This is a genomic window from Tahibacter soli, from assembly GCF_025717065.2.
GTDB lineage: Bacteria > Pseudomonadota > Gammaproteobacteria > Xanthomonadales > Rhodanobacteraceae > Tahibacter > Tahibacter soli.
The window spans coordinates 419,009-435,506 of sequence record NZ_JAOVZO020000001.1 but is presented as its reverse complement, the minus strand read 5'-3'; the positions used below and the strand labels follow the sequence as shown (position 1 = coordinate 435,506).

The 16,498-nt window shown below is 69.0% G+C and carries 18 protein-coding genes and 1 pseudogene; 8 read left to right on the top strand and 11 right to left on the bottom strand.

Annotated elements, in window-relative coordinates; all coding sequences use genetic code 11:
• Window positions 1–154: 154 nt before the first annotated feature.
• From OD750_RS01850 to msrA, 3 genes are all read right to left on the bottom strand, one after another.
• Window positions 155–2,350 carry a winged helix-turn-helix domain-containing protein gene (locus OD750_RS01850; RefSeq protein WP_263543694.1) on the bottom strand — a complete coding sequence of 732 codons (2,196 nt, stop codon included), beginning with the start codon at window positions 2,348–2,350 and terminating at the stop codon, window positions 155–157.
• A gap of 89 nt (window positions 2,351–2,439) precedes the next feature.
• Window positions 2,440–3,270, bottom strand: coding sequence for a penicillin-binding transpeptidase domain-containing protein (locus tag OD750_RS01845; protein ID WP_263543695.1), 831 nt, complete (start codon window positions 3,268–3,270; stop codon window positions 2,440–2,442).
• Window positions 3,271–3,549: 279 nt separating this feature from the next.
• Entirely contained in the window at window positions 3,550–4,197 is a 648-nt protein-coding gene (msrA, locus tag OD750_RS01840; RefSeq protein ID WP_263543696.1) for a peptide-methionine (S)-S-oxide reductase MsrA, read from the bottom strand.
• 284 nt (window positions 4,198–4,481) lie between these two features.
• On the opposite strand from msrA, the gene OD750_RS01835 reads away from it, so the two are divergent.
• Window positions 4,482–4,691, top strand: coding sequence for a hypothetical protein (locus OD750_RS01835; RefSeq protein ID WP_263543697.1), 210 nt, complete (start codon window positions 4,482–4,484; stop codon window positions 4,689–4,691).
• 56 nt (window positions 4,692–4,747) lie between these two features.
• Here OD750_RS01835 and OD750_RS01830 read toward each other — a convergent pair whose 3' ends face one another.
• The 8 genes from OD750_RS01830 to OD750_RS01795 form a co-directional block, all read right to left on the bottom strand.
• Entirely contained in the window at window positions 4,748–5,266 is a 519-nt protein-coding gene (locus tag OD750_RS01830) for an adenine phosphoribosyltransferase (protein ID WP_263543698.1), read from the bottom strand.
• The gene (locus OD750_RS01825) at window positions 5,263–6,156 is read right to left on the bottom strand and encodes a DMT family transporter (protein WP_263543699.1); all 894 of its coding nucleotides are present in this window, start codon (window positions 6,154–6,156) and stop codon (window positions 5,263–5,265) included. The genes OD750_RS01830 and OD750_RS01825 overlap by 4 nt, the downstream gene beginning before the upstream one ends.
• Window positions 6,153–6,809 (bottom strand): glutathione S-transferase family protein, encoded by a 657-nt coding sequence (locus OD750_RS01820; protein WP_263543700.1) that lies wholly within the window; start codon window positions 6,807–6,809, stop codon window positions 6,153–6,155. The genes OD750_RS01825 and OD750_RS01820 overlap by 4 nt, the downstream gene beginning before the upstream one ends.
• Before the next feature lie 128 nt (window positions 6,810–6,937).
• A complete protein-coding gene (locus OD750_RS01815; RefSeq protein WP_263543701.1) occupies window positions 6,938–7,258 on the bottom strand; it encodes a hypothetical protein in 321 nt (106 codons plus the stop codon).
• Window positions 7,259–7,356: 98 nt separating this feature from the next.
• Window positions 7,357–8,829, bottom strand: coding sequence for an L-aspartate oxidase (locus OD750_RS01810; protein ID WP_263543702.1), 1,473 nt, complete (start codon window positions 8,827–8,829; stop codon window positions 7,357–7,359).
• Window positions 8,830–8,839: 10 nt separating this feature from the next.
• Window positions 8,840–9,187: an ADP-ribosylation/crystallin J1 gene (locus tag OD750_RS01805; RefSeq protein WP_263543703.1), complete on the bottom strand. Its 348-nt coding sequence runs from the start codon at window positions 9,185–9,187 to the stop codon at window positions 8,840–8,842.
• Window positions 9,184–10,218, bottom strand: coding sequence for a quinolinate synthase NadA (gene nadA, locus OD750_RS01800; RefSeq protein WP_263543704.1), 1,035 nt, complete (start codon window positions 10,216–10,218; stop codon window positions 9,184–9,186). Before nadA ends, OD750_RS01805 begins: the two co-directional genes overlap by 4 nt.
• A gap of 190 nt (window positions 10,219–10,408) precedes the next feature.
• On the bottom strand, window positions 10,409–10,672 hold the full coding sequence (locus OD750_RS01795) for a putative signal transducing protein (protein WP_263543705.1): 264 nt from the start codon (window positions 10,670–10,672) through the stop codon (window positions 10,409–10,411).
• A 93-nt stretch (window positions 10,673–10,765) separates the two neighbouring features.
• Here OD750_RS01795 and OD750_RS01790 point away from each other — a divergent pair, with 93 nt between their 5' ends.
• The 7 genes and pseudogenes from OD750_RS01790 to ppk2 all read left to right on the top strand — a co-directional run bounded on the left by OD750_RS01790 (window position 10,766) and on the right by ppk2 (window position 16,400).
• Entirely contained in the window at window positions 10,766–11,284 is a 519-nt protein-coding gene (locus OD750_RS01790) for a DinB family protein (protein WP_263543706.1), read from the top strand.
• Between the two features lie 52 nt (window positions 11,285–11,336).
• Window positions 11,337–13,067, top strand: coding sequence for a glutamine--tRNA ligase/YqeY domain fusion protein (locus OD750_RS01785; protein ID WP_263543707.1), 1,731 nt, complete (start codon window positions 11,337–11,339; stop codon window positions 13,065–13,067).
• Complete coding sequence (locus OD750_RS01780; protein WP_263543708.1) at window positions 13,046–13,312, top strand: hypothetical protein; 267 nt, start codon at window positions 13,046–13,048, stop codon at window positions 13,310–13,312. The genes OD750_RS01785 and OD750_RS01780 overlap by 22 nt, the downstream gene beginning before the upstream one ends.
• Window positions 13,313–13,423: 111 nt before the next feature.
• Complete coding sequence (locus OD750_RS01775) at window positions 13,424–13,984, top strand: nucleoside deaminase (protein WP_263543709.1); 561 nt, start codon at window positions 13,424–13,426, stop codon at window positions 13,982–13,984.
• An 8-nt stretch (window positions 13,985–13,992) separates the two neighbouring features.
• Window positions 13,993–15,033, top strand: coding sequence for a 23S rRNA (cytidine(2498)-2'-O)-methyltransferase RlmM (rlmM, locus tag OD750_RS01770; RefSeq protein WP_263543710.1), 1,041 nt, complete (start codon window positions 13,993–13,995; stop codon window positions 15,031–15,033).
• Between the two features lie 62 nt (window positions 15,034–15,095).
• Window positions 15,096–15,613: pseudogene (moaB, locus tag OD750_RS01765) on the top strand (molybdenum cofactor biosynthesis protein B).
• A gap of 10 nt (window positions 15,614–15,623) precedes the next feature.
• Window positions 15,624–16,400, top strand: coding sequence for a polyphosphate kinase 2 (gene ppk2 / locus OD750_RS01760; protein ID WP_263543712.1), 777 nt, complete (start codon window positions 15,624–15,626; stop codon window positions 16,398–16,400).
• The last annotated feature ends 98 nt before the right edge of the window (window positions 16,401–16,498 follow it).

The window sequence follows — 16,498 nt, the reverse complement described above, 5'->3', positions numbered from 1 at the left end:
CCGACGCGGTTGGGGGAGAGGGCTCAAGCAGTGGCGTCGGCGCTTTGCTCCCTCTCCCCCAAGCTCGCTTGGGGGAGAGGGTCGGGGGTGAGGGGGCGACGCGTCGATCGCGTCGAGTGACGGTTTTCGCCGGATGCGTGCGGCGTCCCTCGCATCACCCGCCGCGATCGATCCGCAACAGCCCCACGTCGGATTCGTAGCTTTCGCTGCACGAGGCGATCGCCGCGCGCTCGTCGGCGAACACCGACAGGCTGTGGGCCGACACGCCGCACCGCGTCGCGGCGACTTCGTCGAGCGCGCCGCTCGCAAGGTCGTAGCGCATGACCGGCGCGTGCTCGCGCATCGGTTCGACGTAGTAGACGTGGTTGCCGACGATGTCCCAGCCGCGCCGCAGCCGGTTCGATACGTCGGGCGTCAGCAGCGCGATCGCGCCGTCGCGCGCGCTGCGACGAAACAGGCCGTCGCGGTCGGCGTAGTTGAACAGCACGTCGCCGCCGGCCGCTTCGCGCGCGAAACTCGCGCCGGCGACGAGTTCGGTTTCGCGATCGGCCTCGACGCGATAGAGCGCCGCGGCGCCGTTCTTCACGGCGACGAGCAGCACGGCGCCGTCGGCGGCATACGTCACGCGGCGCGCGTCGAGGCCGGCCGAACCCAGCCGGCGTTCGACGCGCGAGTCGATTTCGATTTCGCGCGCGTCGCCCGGACCGCTGCCGTGCGTGATGAAGCCGACCGCGCGTCCGTCCGGCCGCCATTCGGGAAATTCCGGCATGCGCCTGGCGAGATTCGAAATCGCGAAGGCGTCGCCGGTCGTCAGATCGTGTATCCACACCTGCCAGCTGCCCGAACGATCCGACAGCAGCGCGACGCGCTTGCCGTCCGGCGAAATCCGCGCGCCGACGTCGTTCGCGCTCGACGCCGCGAGCGGCGCGGGCTTGTCCGCGCGCGCCAGATCGAGACGGCGCATCTGGATGTGGTGCTCGGGAATTTCGTAGACGCCGACGTCGGCATGCAGCGCGAGATCGGGCCAGGTCGCCGGCGCGATGCCGAGCGCGGTCAGACGCGCGTCGGCGACGTCGACCGCGTAGAGCGCCGGCGGCCCTTCGTGATCGGACGAGAACACCAGCGCGGCGCCGTCGCGCGTCCAGTCGTAGCCGAACATCGTCGACGCGAGCCGCGTCAGCCGGCGCACGCTGTCCGGATCGCCGACCTCCATGACGTACAGGTCGCTGAACGGAATCGTGCCGCGCCGGAACGCGAGGCGGCGGCCGTCCGGCGAATATTTCGGGTCGAGGTCGTAGCTCGTCTGCGCGCGCGGATACACGATCTCCTGCGGCGCCCGGCCCGGATGCTGGACGACCGGCCGCGTGCCGAAGCCGTCGGGTCCGTCGAGGCCCGAACTCACGATCGCGCCGCCGTCGGGCGTCCACGAGTACAGCGTCGCAACTTCACGGCCGCACGCGCCGAGTTCGCGCACGGGGCCGCCGGCGAGCGGCGTCGCGACGATGCGGCAGCGATCCTTCTCTTTGCGGATGAACGCAAGCTCCGCGTCGTTCGGCGACCACACGGCGTAGTGGTCGTGCGCATCGCCGTCGCCCTCGATTTCCCTCGCGCGCGAGGCGTCGATTTCGCGCACGGACACGCGCTCGTCGACGCCGTCGAAGCGGCTGTACGCGAACCGCAAGCCGTCGTTGGAAATATGCGGGTACTGCTCCGGCCCCGGCAGGTTGGTCAGCACGCGCAGCGACTGCGCGCGCCATTCGTACGCCACGGCGCGCGGCAGCAACGCGTACACGACGAGGGCAGCCGCGAGCGTCGCGACCACGGCGAGCGTCGCGAGCATCGCGCGCCACGACGACTTGCGCCGCGGCGGCGATGCGACGTCGACCGGTTCGATCGGCGCGGGAGTCGCATCGTTCGCGGCACCGGCGGCGGCCGGCTCGACCGCGGCGACGAATTCAACCGGCACCACGAGGCGATAACCGAGCTTCGGCACGGTCTCGATCTGGCGCGGACCGTCGCCTTTATCGCCGAGCGCGCGCCGCAGCTCGCGGATCGCCTGCGTCACGACTTCCGGCGTCGGCGTCGTGCCGGCCCAGACGGTGCCGAGCAGATCGTCGCGGCTGAGCGTCTGCCCGCCGCGCCGTGCGAGCTCGACCAGCACCATCGCGGCCTTGAGCGTCAGCCGCGGCCGTTCGGGATCGGAGATCACGCGCAGCGCGCCGAGATCCACGCGATGCGAGCCGACACGCAGAATGCCGCTCATGCCGGCCGCGCCGCCGCGCTCGGACGCCGTGCGAGGGCGCGCGAACGGCAGAACGTTGCCGGGATGGGAGGCGATCGGGTCGGTCATGATCATCACTGACGAAAACCCGGGCAACATGCCATCACGTTGCGCATTTTCGCAATACGCGAAAGTCCTGGCGCGGACGCGTCGAGCGGCTACAGAACGCCGGTTTCGCGCAGCCCCTGCGCGGCCAGATCGATCGCGACGTTCGGCCCCATCGCCGGCGGTCCGACGACGCAGGCGACGAACACGTAGGCGCGCGGGCCGCGCTGCACGTGACCGACGATCCAGCGCACGCCGTGGCCGGTGAGGTCGGTCGTCGCCGCGGTCTTCGCGCTGACGACGGCGCCCGCCGGCCACGGCGCGGCGAAGTTGTGCGCGCCGCGCGAATTGACGACGACGCCGGGCGGCTGCACGAGCATCGCGCGCACCTGTGCTTGCGCGCGCGGCGACATCGGCAGCTTGTCGTTGTACAGACGCAGCAGAAACGTCTGCTGCTCGTCCGGCGAAATCGCCAGCGAGTCGCCGATCCAGAAACGCGTCGGACCGCCGCTGCCGTCCATGTTGCCGTAGCCCGCGTTGATGAGATACGACTTCTCGCGCGCGGCGCCGAGCCGCTCGGCGAGCCGCTGGTGATACCACACCACCGAATGCTGCAGCGACGAGGCGAGCGTGTGGTCGCGGCGCGACGACTCGGGCAGGTCCTTGCCCGTGCCGTCGTAGGCGATCTTTTCGTCCGGGCTCGCAACGACGCCGGCGTCGAGCGCGAACAGCGCGTGCGGCACCATGAAGGTCGAGCCCGGCGTCACGCGCAGATTGCAGGCGGAATCCGGTTCGCGCCGCCGTTCGCCGACGCCGATCTCGTACAGCAGAAAACACGAACGCCGCGCGAACGAGACCTCGCCCGGGCTGCGCGCGGATTCGACGGTGCCGCTCGCCAGGGCGGGCAGCAGCATCAGTACGACGACAAGCGACGGTATGCGCACGATCGGTTGCGATCCTCGGCCCGAGGGTAGGATGTTGAGAAACGGGCTCCTGCCCGTTTCTCAATCGAACGGCGCAAGCAGAGCTTGCGCACCTTCTCCAAGAGTCAATCGCTTGCGCGATCGACTCTCGGACGATCCATCGATGGATCGCGCCGGCAGGCAGTCTCTCGACAGCCTGCCGGTACGCGCCGACTGTAGACCGATCGGCACCGCCGCAACACCGCGGCGGCGCGATCGGCACACCGTTGCAACACCCGCGTCGAAGCGCGGCGGTCGGACCTACGCGTCGAGTCCGATCGGACAGCTCACGCCGGTGCCGCCGAGTCCGCAATAGCCGTTCGGATTTTTCGCGAGGTATTGCTGGTGATAGTCCTCGGCATAGTAGAACGGACCGGCGAGCGCGACCTCGGTCGTGATCGCACCGTGACGCGCGGCGTCGAGCGCCTTCTGGTAGGCCGCGCGCGACGCTTCGGCCAGTGCGAGGTCGGCGGCGTTCTCGACATAGACCGCCGAGCGGTACTGCGTGCCGCGATCGTTGCCCTGGCGCATACCCTGCGTCGGATCGTGGCTTTCCCAGAACACCTTCAGGATTTCTTCAAGGTCGATCGTCTCCGGGTCGTACACGACCAGCACGGCTTCCGTGTGGCCGGTCATGCCCGAGCACACCTCCTCGTAGGTCGGATTCGGCGTGTAGCCGCCGGCATAGCCGACCGCCGTGGTGTATACGCCGGGAAGATTCCAGAATTTGCGTTCCGCGCCCCAGAAACAGCCGAGGCCGAGCTGCACGCGCGCAAGCCCCGGAAACTCGCCCGCGATCGGGCGACCGGTGACGGCGTGACGGTTGACGACGGGCATGGACGCGTCGCGGCCGGGCAGCGCCGCGGCGGGGTCGACCATGCGTTGCTTGTAGGCGCCGATGCCGAGCATGGGATCGCTCCTGTGAGGTTCGAAGGGATGCGCCGAACGTAAGGCCGCGGGGGCGGCGCATCAAGGCCGCGACACGCGCAAGCCGTTGTTTTGACGCAATCGCAGGGCATGAGACCGGTCGGGCGCATGATCGCTTTCGGGTCGCGGCACGCGGCCCGCCGCGGCGCTCGCCTCACGCCGCCGCATCGCCGACCGACGCACTCGACGTTCCCGCCACCGCGGGCCGCAAGGACGCGCGCGCCGTTCGGAATCCCTGAACCTCACGCTCGCGAGTATCGATCGACATGCACAACGACGCATTTTCCCTTTTCAACACGAAGCTGCTTTTTCGAACGACGGCGGCGCCGCAGCGCGACCATTTCGCCGCCCGTTCCGCCCGGCGGCGCCTTGCGCGGCTGCTTGCGGCCGACTGCGCGAACGACGTCCCGGACGCCGTCGCGGACGAAACCGATGGCGCGCGCGACGACAACCGCCGCATCGCGCGGCGCGACTAGCCTTCGCCAGCCGCTCTCACCCGGCTCTTCTACATCGGCAAATATTTATCCATTTCTCAATAACGCCACAACGCATGCAGCGGCGCGCCGTCGCCCCAGCGGCGGCGCCCGTCGAGAAACGCCAGTTCGATGACCACCGTCGCGGCGACGAGTTCGCCGCCGACGGCCTTGATCAGATCCTTGGCAGCCAGCAGCGTGCCGCCGGTCGCGAGCACGTCGTCGATCAGCACCACGCGCGCGCCGGGCGCGAACGCGTCGGCGTGAATTTCCAGGCGGTCGGTGCCGTATTCGAGCGCGTAGTCGACGCCGACCGTGCGCGCCGGCAGCTTGCCGGGCTTGCGGATCGGCACGAAGCCGGCGCCGAGCGCCGTGGCGAGCGCCGCGCCGAAGATGAAGCCGCGCGACTCGATCGCGGCGATGACGTCGACGCGTTCTCCGCGCACCGTGCCGGCCAGCGCGCCGATCACGTCGCGCAGCGCCGCGGCGTCGCGCAGGAGCGGCGTGATGTCCTTGAACACCACGCCGGGCTTCGGAAAGTCCGGGATGTCGCGAATGAGTGCGGCGTGCGGATTCATGATTTCCCGTTGTCCGTTTTCTGAATGCCGGTGGCGAGGAAGATGCCGATCAGCGACACGGCGAGCCCGATCCAGTCGAGCGTCGTCGTCGGGCGTCCGAAGATCGCGACGTCGAGCGCGAACGACAGCCCCGGCTGCAGCAGCAGCATCATACCGACGACCGACGCCGCCAGCTGCGGCATCGCCCAGACGATCAGGAGGCCGCCGAGCACCTGTCCCGACAGCGCGAGCGCGAGGAGCGCCCACAGCGACTGCATGTCGGGTATCGCGAAGCTTTCGCCCTCGAGCGCGGCGACGGCCGCGAGCAGCACGGCGCAGAGCAGCGAATTGAGGCACATCAGCGGCATCGGGCCGAGCGTGAGCTTTTCCTTCTGCGCGTGGCGGAACGTCAGCATGTACGCCGCGTACGCGATGCCGGTGAGGATGCCGAACCACACGCCGAGGCGGTACTGCGGATCGAACGCGTTCCAGCCGCGGCCGACCAGCATCCACAGCCCCGCGAACGCGAGCATCAGCCCCGCGAGAAAGCGCAGGCCGATGCGCTCGCGATAGACGAGCCAGCCGGCGAGCGCCATGACGAACACCTGGAAATTGCCGATCAGCGTGGCGAGACCCGGGCCGATGTACGCGATCGAGCGATGCCACAGGAAAAGATCCAGCGCGAACGCGCTCGCGGGCAGCAGCATCCAGCCGATGTCGCGCAGCGTCGGCTTCGTCCAGCGCCGCTGCGCGATCAGCACGAGCGCGAGCATCGCGCCGCCGAACGCCATGCGATAGAACGCCGACACGGTCGGCGCGACATGCGCGAGCCGGACGAAGATGCTGGTCCAGCTGATCACCGCCGCGCCGGCGGCCAGTGCCACCAGCGCCTTGCGGGGCGATGGATTCATCGTGCCGGGTCGCGTTTGCCGGCCTGCTCGGCCTGCGCGTCGGCGATCCACTCACGCATGCCGGCGAGCGACAGCAGCGTCGCGACGTAGTCGCGTTCGACCGGCCCCACGTCGATGCCGTAGCTTTCGATGCGCAGCGCGACCGGCGCGTACATGGCATCGGCGATCGAGAACGCGCCGAACAGGAACGCGCCGCCGCCGGCGTAGCGCGCGCGGCAGTCACGCCACAGCACGCCGATGCGATCGATGTCGCGCTTCGCCTCGGCGCCGATCGGATCGCGCGTGCGCCGCACGACGTCGAGCGGGCATTCGCCGCGCAGCGCGGCGAAACCCGAATGCATCTCGGCGCTCACGGCGCGCGCGTGTCCGCGCTGCGCGAGATCGGCCGGCCAGCCGGCGCCCGCCAGCCAGCGTTCGTTGACATATTCACAAATGGCCAGCGAATCCCAGATCGCGAGTTCGCCGTCGCGCAGCACCGGCACGCGGCCGGTCGGCGACCAGCGGCCGATGGTCGCGTAGAACTCCGGCGTGTCGAGCGGCAGGCGCACTTCGTCGAACGCGACGCCCTGCTCGCGCATCAGGAGCCACGGGCGCAGCGACCACGACGAATAGTTCTTGGTGCCGATGACGAGGGTCGGCCGGGCGGCGGTCATGTCGAAACTCCGTTCGAGCGAACGCGCCGCCTCGCACGGCGAGACGGCGCGGAAAGACCGCTAGCGTATCAGACGGTGCCGCGTCGAAGCGGCGCCGTCAGTGCGGGTAGAAGTAACGGTGAGTCCGCTTAACGGAACTGCCCGTCGTGCTTCTGGTTGCGGATCGCGCGGCTGTTCGCGTCGAGCATGCGGTTGATGCGCGCGCGCTCGGACGGGCTCATGTAGCCGTCGGAACGCGCGACGCGTTCGGTGCGGCGCACGTCGGCTTCGCGGTGCTGCAGATACGCCGCCTCGCGGCGCGTGAGCTGGCCGCTGGCGACGCCCTGGCGAATGCGCTGCTGCTGTTCGGCCTGGCGCGCGTTGATGTTCGACTGCGGCGGCGCGGCCTGCGCGGTGGCGGCGAACAGGCAGGCGCAGGCGACGGCGATGGCGGCGATGCGATGTTTCATGACGTTTCTCCCTTCACACCGGAGGATGCCGGCATGACGGAAAAACGCCGGCCGCGCAGGCGTGTTGACGCGGCACGGCCTTCGCGTTTGCGAGGCGTTCAGCCGGCCTGCGCGGCCACCGCGTCGCGGCGATGATGCGCACCGATGCTGTCGGTGCGGCGGGCGGCTGCCTCGACGATGCGCTGCGCGACCGCGATGCGCGCGGCGGCGGCCGATCGGGGCGGCGCGGCGCGAGCCAGTTCACGCAGGCGCGCCGCGGCGAGCGCAAGGCCGTGCGCGTCGCGCACGAGACCGGCGTGGCGCCACAGCGTGTCGCGGATCGCCGCGTCGACGTCGGCGGGAACCTCGCCCGGATCGGCGGCATCGACGTCGAGATCGACGCGCCGCGCCGCGCTCGCCACGCCCGCCAGCCGCTGGCCGAGCGCCCGTCCGAATACGAGGCCTTCGAGCAGCGAATTGCTCGCGAGCCGGTTGGCGCCGTGTACGCCGCTGCACGCGACTTCGCCGACCGCATACAGGCCCGGCACCGATGTGCGCGCGAACGCGTCGGTGCGCACGCCACCCATGTGGTAGTGCTGCGCCGGCACGACCGGCATCGGTTCGCGCGCGGGATCGATGCCGCGCGCGCGGCAACTCGCGTAAACCGTCGGAAACGCCTGCGCGAACGCCGCCCCGACCGCGCGCGTCGCGTCGAGCCACACGGTTTCGCCGCGTTCGAGTTCGGCCCATACGGCGCGCGCGACGACGTCGCGCGGCGCGAGTTCGGCGTCGCGCGCCAGCGCCGGCATGAAGCGGCGGCCCGCGCCGTTGACGAGCACGGCGCCGGCGCCGCGCAGCGCTTCGGTCAAGAGCGGAAGCTGCCCGCTTTCGCCGCCGGCCGGCGCGAGCGCGGTCGGATGAAATTGCACAAATTCCAGATCGGACAATGCCGCACCGGCATCGAGCGCGAGCGCGAGGCCCGAAGCATCGGCGGACGCCGGATTCGTCGTGTAGCGATACAGCGCGCCGATGCCGCCCGTCGCGAGCACGACGGCGTTCGCCGCGAAGACGACCGCGCCGTCCGGGCCGATCGCGGCGACGCCGCGCACGCCGCCGTCGCGCGTCGCGAGCCGCACCGCGCGATGGTGCTCGAACACGTCGACGTGCGACGCCGCGCGCGCCGCCGTGCGCAGCGCGCGCATCGCCTCGGCGCCGCTCGCGTCGCCGTGCGCGTGCACGATGCGCGCGCGCGAATGCGCGGCTTCGCGGCCGAGCCGATAGCCCGCGCCGTCGCGGTCGAACGCCGCGCCGATGCGATCGAGCCAGTGCACCGCGGCGGGCGCGCCGTCGGTCAGGCGGCGCACGGCGTTCGCGTCGTTCAACTGCGCGCCGGCGGCGAGCGTGTCGCGGGCGTGCAGCGACGGGCTGTCGTCCGGCGCGAGCGCCGCGGCGATGCCGCCCTGCGCCCAGCGGCTGGCGCCGTCTTCGCCGAAAGCGCCGCGTGTGAGCACGGCGACGCGCGCGGGCGCCGCCGCGAGTGCGCAGGCAAGGCCGGCGATGCCGGAACCGATCACGATGACGTCGTAGTGCATGGCGGTCGTGTTACGGCAGAAACTCCTGGATCACGTCGATCGTGCCGACGATGTTGTCGTTCAGTTCCTCGAGATCTTCGGCGGGCACCCACCACTCGACGTGCCCGCTGCCGCCGACCGTCTGCAGCGGATAGCGGCGCATGAAATCGGCGCGCACCGCAAAGCGCGTGACGTAGCCCGCGCCGCTCGCCGGCACGTTCCAGTCGCGCGCGATCTGCACGGCGTACGCCTCGTTCGTCACCGGATAGAAGATCGGCTGTTCCGGCAGCCGCGGCGGCCAGCGCCGCCAGCCGCTCTCGCGCACGAGTTCGAGCTCCTTCGGGCCGGTCGGCCGGTACATCACGATCGTCTCGCTCATGCCGCTTCCTTGCGTCCGAACGCGAGCATGCGCTCGACCGCGCGGCGCGCGCCCTGCGCCACGGCCGGATCGACGTGAACCTCGTGACGCAGGTGCAACAGCGCGTCGTGGATGCGCGGCAGCGTGATGCGGCGCATATGCGGGCACAGGTTGCACGGCCGCGTGAATTCGATGTCCGGGAATTCGACCGCGACGTTGTCGCTCATCGAGCACTCGGTGATCATCACGACGCGGCGCGGCCGGCGCTCGTTCAGATGCGTGATCATCGCCGCGGTGGAACCCACGAAGTCGGCTTCGCGCAACACGTCGGGCGGGCACTCTGGATGCGCCAGGATGCGCACGCCGCCGTGCGCGCGACGGTACGCGCGCAGCTCCTCGCCGGTGAAGCGCTCGTGCACCTCGCAGGAGCCTTCCCAGAGAATGATCTTCACGTTCGTCTTCGACGCGACGTACTGGCCCAGATACTTGTCGGGCAGAAAGATCACGCGCTCGACGCCGAGCGATTCGACGATGTGCACGGCGTTCGCCGACGTGCAGCACACGTCCGACTCGGCCTTCACGTCGGCCGACGTGTTGACGTAGGTCACGACCGGCACGCCGGGATACTTCGCCTTGAGGAGGCGCACGTCGTCGGCGGTGATCGACTCGGCGAGCGAGCAGCCGGCGCCGGTGTCGGGAATCAGCACGGTCTTGCCGGGATTGAGCACCTTCGACGTCTCGGCCATGAAGTGCACGCCGCACTGCACGATCACGTCGGCCTCGGTGCGCGTGGCCTGCTGCGCGAGCGCGAGCGAGTCGCCGGTGAAATCTGAAATCGTGTGGTAGATCTCGGGCGGCTGGTAGTTGTGCGCGAGGATCACCGCGTTGCGCTGCTTCTTCAGGCGCGAGATCGCGTCGATCCACGGCAGGTGCGTCTGCCATTCGAGTTCGGGAATCACGTCGCGCACGCGGTCGTACATCGGGGCGTAGCGCGCAAGGAGTTGCGGGGTCAGTTCCGGCACGATGCCGGGCAACGTCGAAAGCGTGGCCATCACTACCTCTTGCCTGCCGCCTTATGCTCAGGATGAGCATATCGGGGCGGCTTATGCTACGGATGAGCATAAGACCCGTCAACGGTCTGGGGCCGCATCGCGTGCGCTCTGAAGGCATGAGCTTATGCGGCGTCGGTACGAGCGCGACGCGGCGAGAGCGGGGCGCGGCGGCAGCGTCGCGAGAGCGGCCTCAGGCCGGATCGGGCAGCGCGTCGAACGCGTTAGGGTTCGCGCGGTTCTCGCGCAGCGCGGCGTCGATGTCGGCGACGATCGGGCCGGCGGTTTCGATGTCCGCGTCGTCCACCATCACCGCGACGAGATCCATCGCGGGCAACAGGCCCGCGCCGCCGGTCAGGTATTCGCCGGCGACGAACGCGCGGATGCCCGCGCCTTCCAGCGCGTTCTTGACGAGGTGCGCGTCGACGATGTTCTCGGCCTGGTAGACGATACGCATGAGCGCTCCGGCGTAGGACGACAACCGCACGCTACGCCGCTCAACGGGCGCGGTCAAAGCCGTTAAGCTCCGGTCCCGAGCACCGGAGGGCCCATGGACCTGCACCAGCACCTGAAGCTGATGGCCGACTATCACCGCTGGGCGTTCGATCGCCTGTACGCGGAAGTCGACCGCCTGAGCGACGCCGACTATCGCCGCGACTGCGGCCAGTTCTTCCGCAGCGTGCACGGCACGCTCAATCACCTCCTGCTGGTCGAACACCTGTGGCAGGCGCGGCTCGCGCACACCGTGTTCGCCGCGAGCGGGCTCGACGCCGAACTTGAAACCGATCGCGCGGCGCTCAAGCGCCGCCTGCTCGACTTCGCCACGGGCTGGCGCGCGTTCGTCGATGCGCTGACGCCCGAACAGGTAGCCGGCGACCTCGCCTACGTGAGCCTTGCCGGCGATGCGTACGAACTGCCCTACGCGACGCTCGTGCTCCACGTGTTCAACCATGCGACGCATCACCGCGGACAGGTGTCGATCGCGCTCGTGCAGCTCGGGCAGGCGGCGCCGGTCATGGACCTGCCGTATTTTCTGAACGACCTGCCGCGCGAGCGTCTGCGCGGCTAAACCGCTAAACTCGCGGGTCCACCTTGATTCCGGCCTGGCCGGGCGCGTCGTCATGACTCTCGAAAACACGCCGAACAACCACTTCATTCGCCAGATCGTCAGCGACGACGTCGCCGCCGGCAAACACGGCGGCCGCGTCGCGACGCGCTTTCCGCCCGAACCGAACGGCTACCTGCACATCGGCCACGCCAAGTCGATCTGCCTCAATTTCGGCATCGCGCGCGAATTCGGCGGCCGCTGCAACCTGCGCTTCGACGACACCAACCCGTCGAAGGAAGACATCGAATTCGTCGAGGCCATCAAGGAAAACGTGCGCTGGCTCGGCTTCGAATGGAACGAGTTGCGCCACGCGTCGGACTACTTCGAACTGTTCTACCGCTGCGCCGAGCGCCTGATCGAAACCGGCAAGGCGTTCGTCTGCGATCTGTCGGCCGACGACGTGCGCGCCTATCGCGGCACGCTGACCGAACCCGGCCGCAACTCGCCGTTCCGCGACCGCAGCGTCGAAGAGAATCTCGACCTGTTCCGCCGCATGCGCGCCGGCGAGTTTCCGGACGGCGCGCGCACGCTGCGCGTGAAGATCGACATGACGTCGGGCAACATCAACCTGCGCGACCCGACGATCTACCGCATCCGCCACGTCTCGCACCAGAACACCGGCGACGCCTGGTGCATCTACCCGATGTACGACTATGCGCATTGCCTGTCGGACGCCGTCGAGGGCATCTCGCATTCGCTGTGCACGCTCGAATTCGAAGACCATCGCCCGCTGTACGAATGGTTTCTGCGCGAAATCGACCTGCCGCATCATCCGCAGCTCGCCGAGCCGGTCGCGCAGGCCGGCATGACCGTGACGATCGGCGATCCGCAGCAGATCGAATTCTCGCGCCTCAACCTCGACTACACGGTGATGTCCAAGCGCAAGCTGCTCGCGCTGATCGCCGAAAACCTCGTCGACGGCTGGGACGATCCGCGCATGCCGACGCTCGTCGGCGCGCGCCGCCGCGGCTTCACGCCGGCGGCGCTGCGCGCGCTGATCGAGCGCGTCGGCGTGACCAAGCAGAACAGCATCATCGAATTCTCGGTGCTCGAAGGCTGCGTGCGCGACGACCTCGACGCGAACGCGGCGCGCCGCCTCGCCGTGATCGACCCGCTCAAGCTCGTGATCGACAACCTGCCGGAAGGCCACGTCGAGGAACTGTCGTTTCCGAACCACCCGAAGAACGAGGCGTTCGGCACGCGCGCCGTGCCGTTTTCGCGCGAGCTGTGGATCGAGCGCGAAGATTTCATGGAAGTGCCGCCGAAGGGCTTCCATCGACTCGTGCCGGGCGGCGAAGTGCGCCTGCGCGGCGTCGGCATCGTGCGTTGTACCGAACTGGAAAAAGATGCGGACGGCAACGTGACCGTCGTGCACGCGACGCTCGACGCCGACACGCGTCCGGGCCTCGCCGGCGCCGACCGCAAGGTCAAGGGCACGATCCACTGGGTCAGCGCGGCGCACGCGACGGCCGCGGAAATCCGCCTGTACGACCGCCTGTTCGTCGTGCCGAACCCGGACGACGAAAGCGAAGGCAAGACGTACCGCGACTATCTGAACCCGGCCGCCAAGCGCGTCGTACAAGGCTGGCTCGAACCGTCGGCGGCGCAGGCCGCGGCGGAAACCTCGTTCCAGTTCGAGCGCCTCGGCTACTTCGTCGCCGACCGCGTCGACCACGCGCCGGGCAAGCCGGTGTTCAACCGCACCGTCACCTTGCGCGATTCGTGGGCGAAAACGGCGAAGTGACGCTCGCGGCGATCGTCGCGCTGATCGATACGTTCGTCAGCGGTGACGATCGCTCGTTGGCCCAGGCACAGGCGATCGAGGTCGCGCTCGACGACGCGCACCCCGGCGACGAATCCGTCGTCGGCGACGCGGTGATCGCGCTCGCGTCGTACGCACCCGGCGGCGGCGAGTTTCTCTACGACGAGACGCATATCGTCGGCGTCCTGTCGCGTTTGAAGCGATGGCTGCTCGACACGCGGAGCTGAAGCCGAGCCTGTTTTCCGACGAGTTCGTCGATCCGCGTGCGCCGCCCCCCGCGAACCCGCGCGCACGCATCGGCTATCCTTCGCGGCTGCGACGCTTCACGAGAGACGCCCATGCGCCAGTACCTGCCCCAGCTGACCCTGCCCGAATGGATCGACGCGGAAGTCGACGCCGCGCGCGTCTACGCGACGGACGAGGACAAGGTGGCGCTCGCGATACGCCTGTCGCGGCGCAATGTGGAATCCGATACCGGCGGTCCGTTCGGTGCCGCGGTGTTCGACGGCGACGGTGCGCTCGTCGCCGTCGGCGTCAATCGCGTCGTGCCGCACACCTGCTCGATCGCGCACGCCGAAATGATGGCGTTTCTGTCGGCGCAGGGCCGCACGCGGCGCTTTCGCCTCAACGACGACGGCCGCCGCTACGTGCTCGCGACGAGTTCGCAGCCGTGCTGCCAGTGCTACGGCGCGAGCGTCTGGGCCGGCATCGACGAGCTTCTGATCGGCGCGCGCAGCGAAGACGTCGAGGAGCTCACCGAGTTCGACGAAGGCCCGCTGCCGGCCGACTGGGTCGGCGAACTCGAGCGCCGCGGCATCGCCGTGCGTCGCGACATTCTGCGCGACGACGCGCGCGCCGCGCTCAAGTTCTACAGCGAGCACGGCGGGTTGATGTATTGAACGCCCGGATGCTCGCCCAGCTCGTCTACTGCCGCCCCGGCTTCGAAGGCGAATGCGCGCAGGAGCTCGACGCGCTCGCGGCCGATGCCGGCGTGCCCGGCTACGCCCGCGCCGAGCGCGGCGCCGGCTACGCGCAGTTCGTGCTGGCCGAGCCGGCGCCGTTCGCGTCGTCGGACGATACGTTCGCCTGGCGCCGGCAAGTGTTCGCGCGCCAGTCGCTCGCCGTGATCGCGCGACTCGACGCGCTGCCGCGCAGCGACCGCCTGACACCGCTGCTCGCGGCGCTGCCCGACGGCTTCGCCGTCGCCGACGCGTGGGTCGAGCCGCCCGAAACCGACGAGGGCAAGACGCTCGCGGCATTCTGCCGCAGCTTCGGCAACGCGCTCGTGCAGGGCCTGAAGAAAAGTGGACGTATGGACAAAACCAGCCCTCTGCGTCTGCACGCGTTCTTCCCGACCGGCGAGGACTGTCTCGTCGCCCTCGCCGACGTGCGCAAGAGCGCGCCGTGGCCGCAGGGCATTCCGCGCCTGAAATTTCCGAAGGACGCGCCGAGCCGCTCGACGCTCAAGCTCGACGAAGCGTTTGCGGTGCTGCTCGACGAGCGCGAACGCGAGCGTTGGCTCAAGCCCGGCATGAGCGCGGTCGACCTCGGCGCCGCGCCCGGCGGCTGGACCTGGCAGCTCGTGCATCGCGGCGTGCACGTCACCGCGATCGACAACGGCCCGATGGACGAGGCGCTGATGTCGTCGGGCCTCGTCGCGCATCTGCGCGAGGACGGCTTCCGATACGCGCCCAAGCGCACGGTCGACTGGATGGTCTGCGACATGGTCGAACAGCCGCGACGCGTGGCCGAACGCATGGCGCAGTGGCTCGCGGAAGGTTTCTGCCGGCGCACGATATTCAACCTCAAGCTGCCGATGAAAAAGCGCTACGCCGAAGTGCAGGCGGCGTTCGACGCGATGCGGCGCATCGCCGGTGATCTCGATATCCGCGCCAAGCAGCTCTATCACGACCGCGAAGAGATCACGGTGTTCGCGCAGCCGCGCTGATGCGCATTGCCGATCGTTCATCGCCAATTGCTCATCGCAGCCGGCTGCGCTAGCGTTGGGCCATGACCGCCTCCGCCGAGTTCCAGCCGCTGACGCTCTGCGTCCTCACCGTCTCCGATACGCGCACCGCCGACAACGACACGTCGGGCGACTATCTCGTCGATTCGCTGACCGCAGCGGGGCATCGCCTGCACGAGCGGCGCATCGCGAAGGACGACAAATACCGCATCCGCGCGCTCGTCGCCGACTGGATCGCCGACGAGCGCGTGCACGGCGTCATCGTCACGGGCGGTACCGGCTTCACCGGCCGCGACTCGACGCCCGAGGCGATCGAGCCGCTGCTCGACAAGCTCATGCCCGGATTCGGCGAACTGTTCCGCGCCGTGAGCTTCGACGAAATCGGCACGTCGACGCTGCAGTCGCGCGCGTTCGCCGGCCTTTCCAACAACAGTTTCGTGTTCTGCCTGCCGGGTTCGACCTCGGCATGCCGTACGGCCTGGGAAAAATCGTCCGCGCGCAGCTCGACGCGCGCACGAAGCCGTGCAACCTCGCAGGCCTGATGCCCCGTCTGCGCGAATGAAGGAGTCGCGATGAGCAAGTTCAAGCGCAAGGAATACGACGAAATCCTCGAAGGCCTGCAGCGCGAACTGATCGACGCGCAGCGCTGGCTGATGCAGACGGGCCGGCGCATCGTCGTCGTGCTCGAAGGCCGCGACGCGGCCGGCAAGGGCGGCGTCATCAACGCGATCACGCAGCGGCTCAATACACGCGGCTATCGCGTCGTCGCGCTGTCCAAGCCGAGCGAGCGCGAAACGTCGCAGTGGTATTTCCAGCGCTACGTCGAACACCTGCCGAGCGCCGGCGAGGCCGTGCTGTTCGACCGCAGCTGGTACAACCGCGCCGGCGTCGAACACGTCATGGGTTTTTGCAGCGACGAGGAATACCGCCGCTTTCTCGCCGACTGTCCGGTGTTCGAGCGCCTGCTCACCGACAGCGGCATCATCCTCGTCAAATACTGGCTCACGGTCGACCAGAAGCAGCAGGAAGAGCGCTTCGCCGAACGCGCGAGCGATCCGTTCAAACGCTGGAAGATCTCGCCGATCGACATCGCCGCGCGCGAGAAATACGCCGAATACGGCCGCGCGCGCGACGTGATGATCGAGCATACGAACGCGCCGAACGCGCCGTGGCACCTCGTCGACTTCAACGACCAGCGGCGCGGGCGCCTGAACCTCATTCGCCACCTGCTCGACCACCTGCCCGATCGCAAGCTGCCCGACCAGCCGGTGAAGCTGCCCAAGCTCAAGGGTGCGCCGACCAAAGAAAAAGTAAAGAACGAAAAATTGTGGATCAAAGAGACGTATTGACCGTCCCTTTCGAACCGGCGCAAAAAGAAGCCCCCGCAACCGCGAGGGGCTTTGCACTTCCTTGAGCAGCGCCGTTCGGCGCCCGCCCTTTGGGATCC

Excerpts from the sequence above, each read along its gene's own strand:
- OD750_RS01850 (WP_263543694.1), bottom strand. The coding sequence starts at position 2,350 with ATGACCGACCCGATCGCCTCCCATCCCGGCAACGTTCTGCCGTTCGCG.
- msrA (WP_263543696.1), bottom strand. The coding sequence starts at position 4,197 with ATGCTCGGCATCGGCGCCTACAAGCAACGCATGGTCGACCCCGCCGCG.
- OD750_RS01835 (WP_263543697.1), top strand. The coding sequence starts at position 4,482 with ATGCACAACGACGCATTTTCCCTTTTCAACACGAAGCTGCTTTTTCGA.
- OD750_RS01830 (WP_263543698.1), bottom strand. The coding sequence starts at position 5,266 with ATGAATCCGCACGCCGCACTCATTCGCGACATCCCGGACTTTCCGAAG.
- OD750_RS01825 (WP_263543699.1), bottom strand. The coding sequence starts at position 6,156 with ATGAATCCATCGCCCCGCAAGGCGCTGGTGGCACTGGCCGCCGGCGCG.
- OD750_RS01820 (WP_263543700.1), bottom strand. The coding sequence starts at position 6,809 with ATGACCGCCGCCCGGCCGACCCTCGTCATCGGCACCAAGAACTATTCG.
- OD750_RS01815 (WP_263543701.1), bottom strand. The coding sequence starts at position 7,258 with ATGAAACATCGCATCGCCGCCATCGCCGTCGCCTGCGCCTGCCTGTTC.
- OD750_RS01810 (WP_263543702.1), bottom strand. The coding sequence starts at position 8,829 with ATGCACTACGACGTCATCGTGATCGGTTCCGGCATCGCCGGCCTTGCC.
- OD750_RS01805 (WP_263543703.1), bottom strand. The coding sequence starts at position 9,187 with ATGAGCGAGACGATCGTGATGTACCGGCCGACCGGCCCGAAGGAGCTC.
- nadA (WP_263543704.1), bottom strand. The coding sequence starts at position 10,218 with ATGGCCACGCTTTCGACGTTGCCCGGCATCGTGCCGGAACTGACCCCG.
- OD750_RS01795 (WP_263543705.1), bottom strand. The coding sequence starts at position 10,672 with ATGCGTATCGTCTACCAGGCCGAGAACATCGTCGACGCGCACCTCGTC.
- OD750_RS01790 (WP_263543706.1), top strand. The coding sequence starts at position 10,766 with ATGGACCTGCACCAGCACCTGAAGCTGATGGCCGACTATCACCGCTGG.
- OD750_RS01785 (WP_263543707.1), top strand. The coding sequence starts at position 11,337 with ATGACTCTCGAAAACACGCCGAACAACCACTTCATTCGCCAGATCGTC.
- OD750_RS01775 (WP_263543709.1), top strand. The coding sequence starts at position 13,424 with ATGCGCCAGTACCTGCCCCAGCTGACCCTGCCCGAATGGATCGACGCG.
- rlmM (WP_263543710.1), top strand. The coding sequence starts at position 13,993 with ATGCTCGCCCAGCTCGTCTACTGCCGCCCCGGCTTCGAAGGCGAATGC.
- ppk2 (WP_263543712.1), top strand. The coding sequence starts at position 15,624 with ATGAGCAAGTTCAAGCGCAAGGAATACGACGAAATCCTCGAAGGCCTG.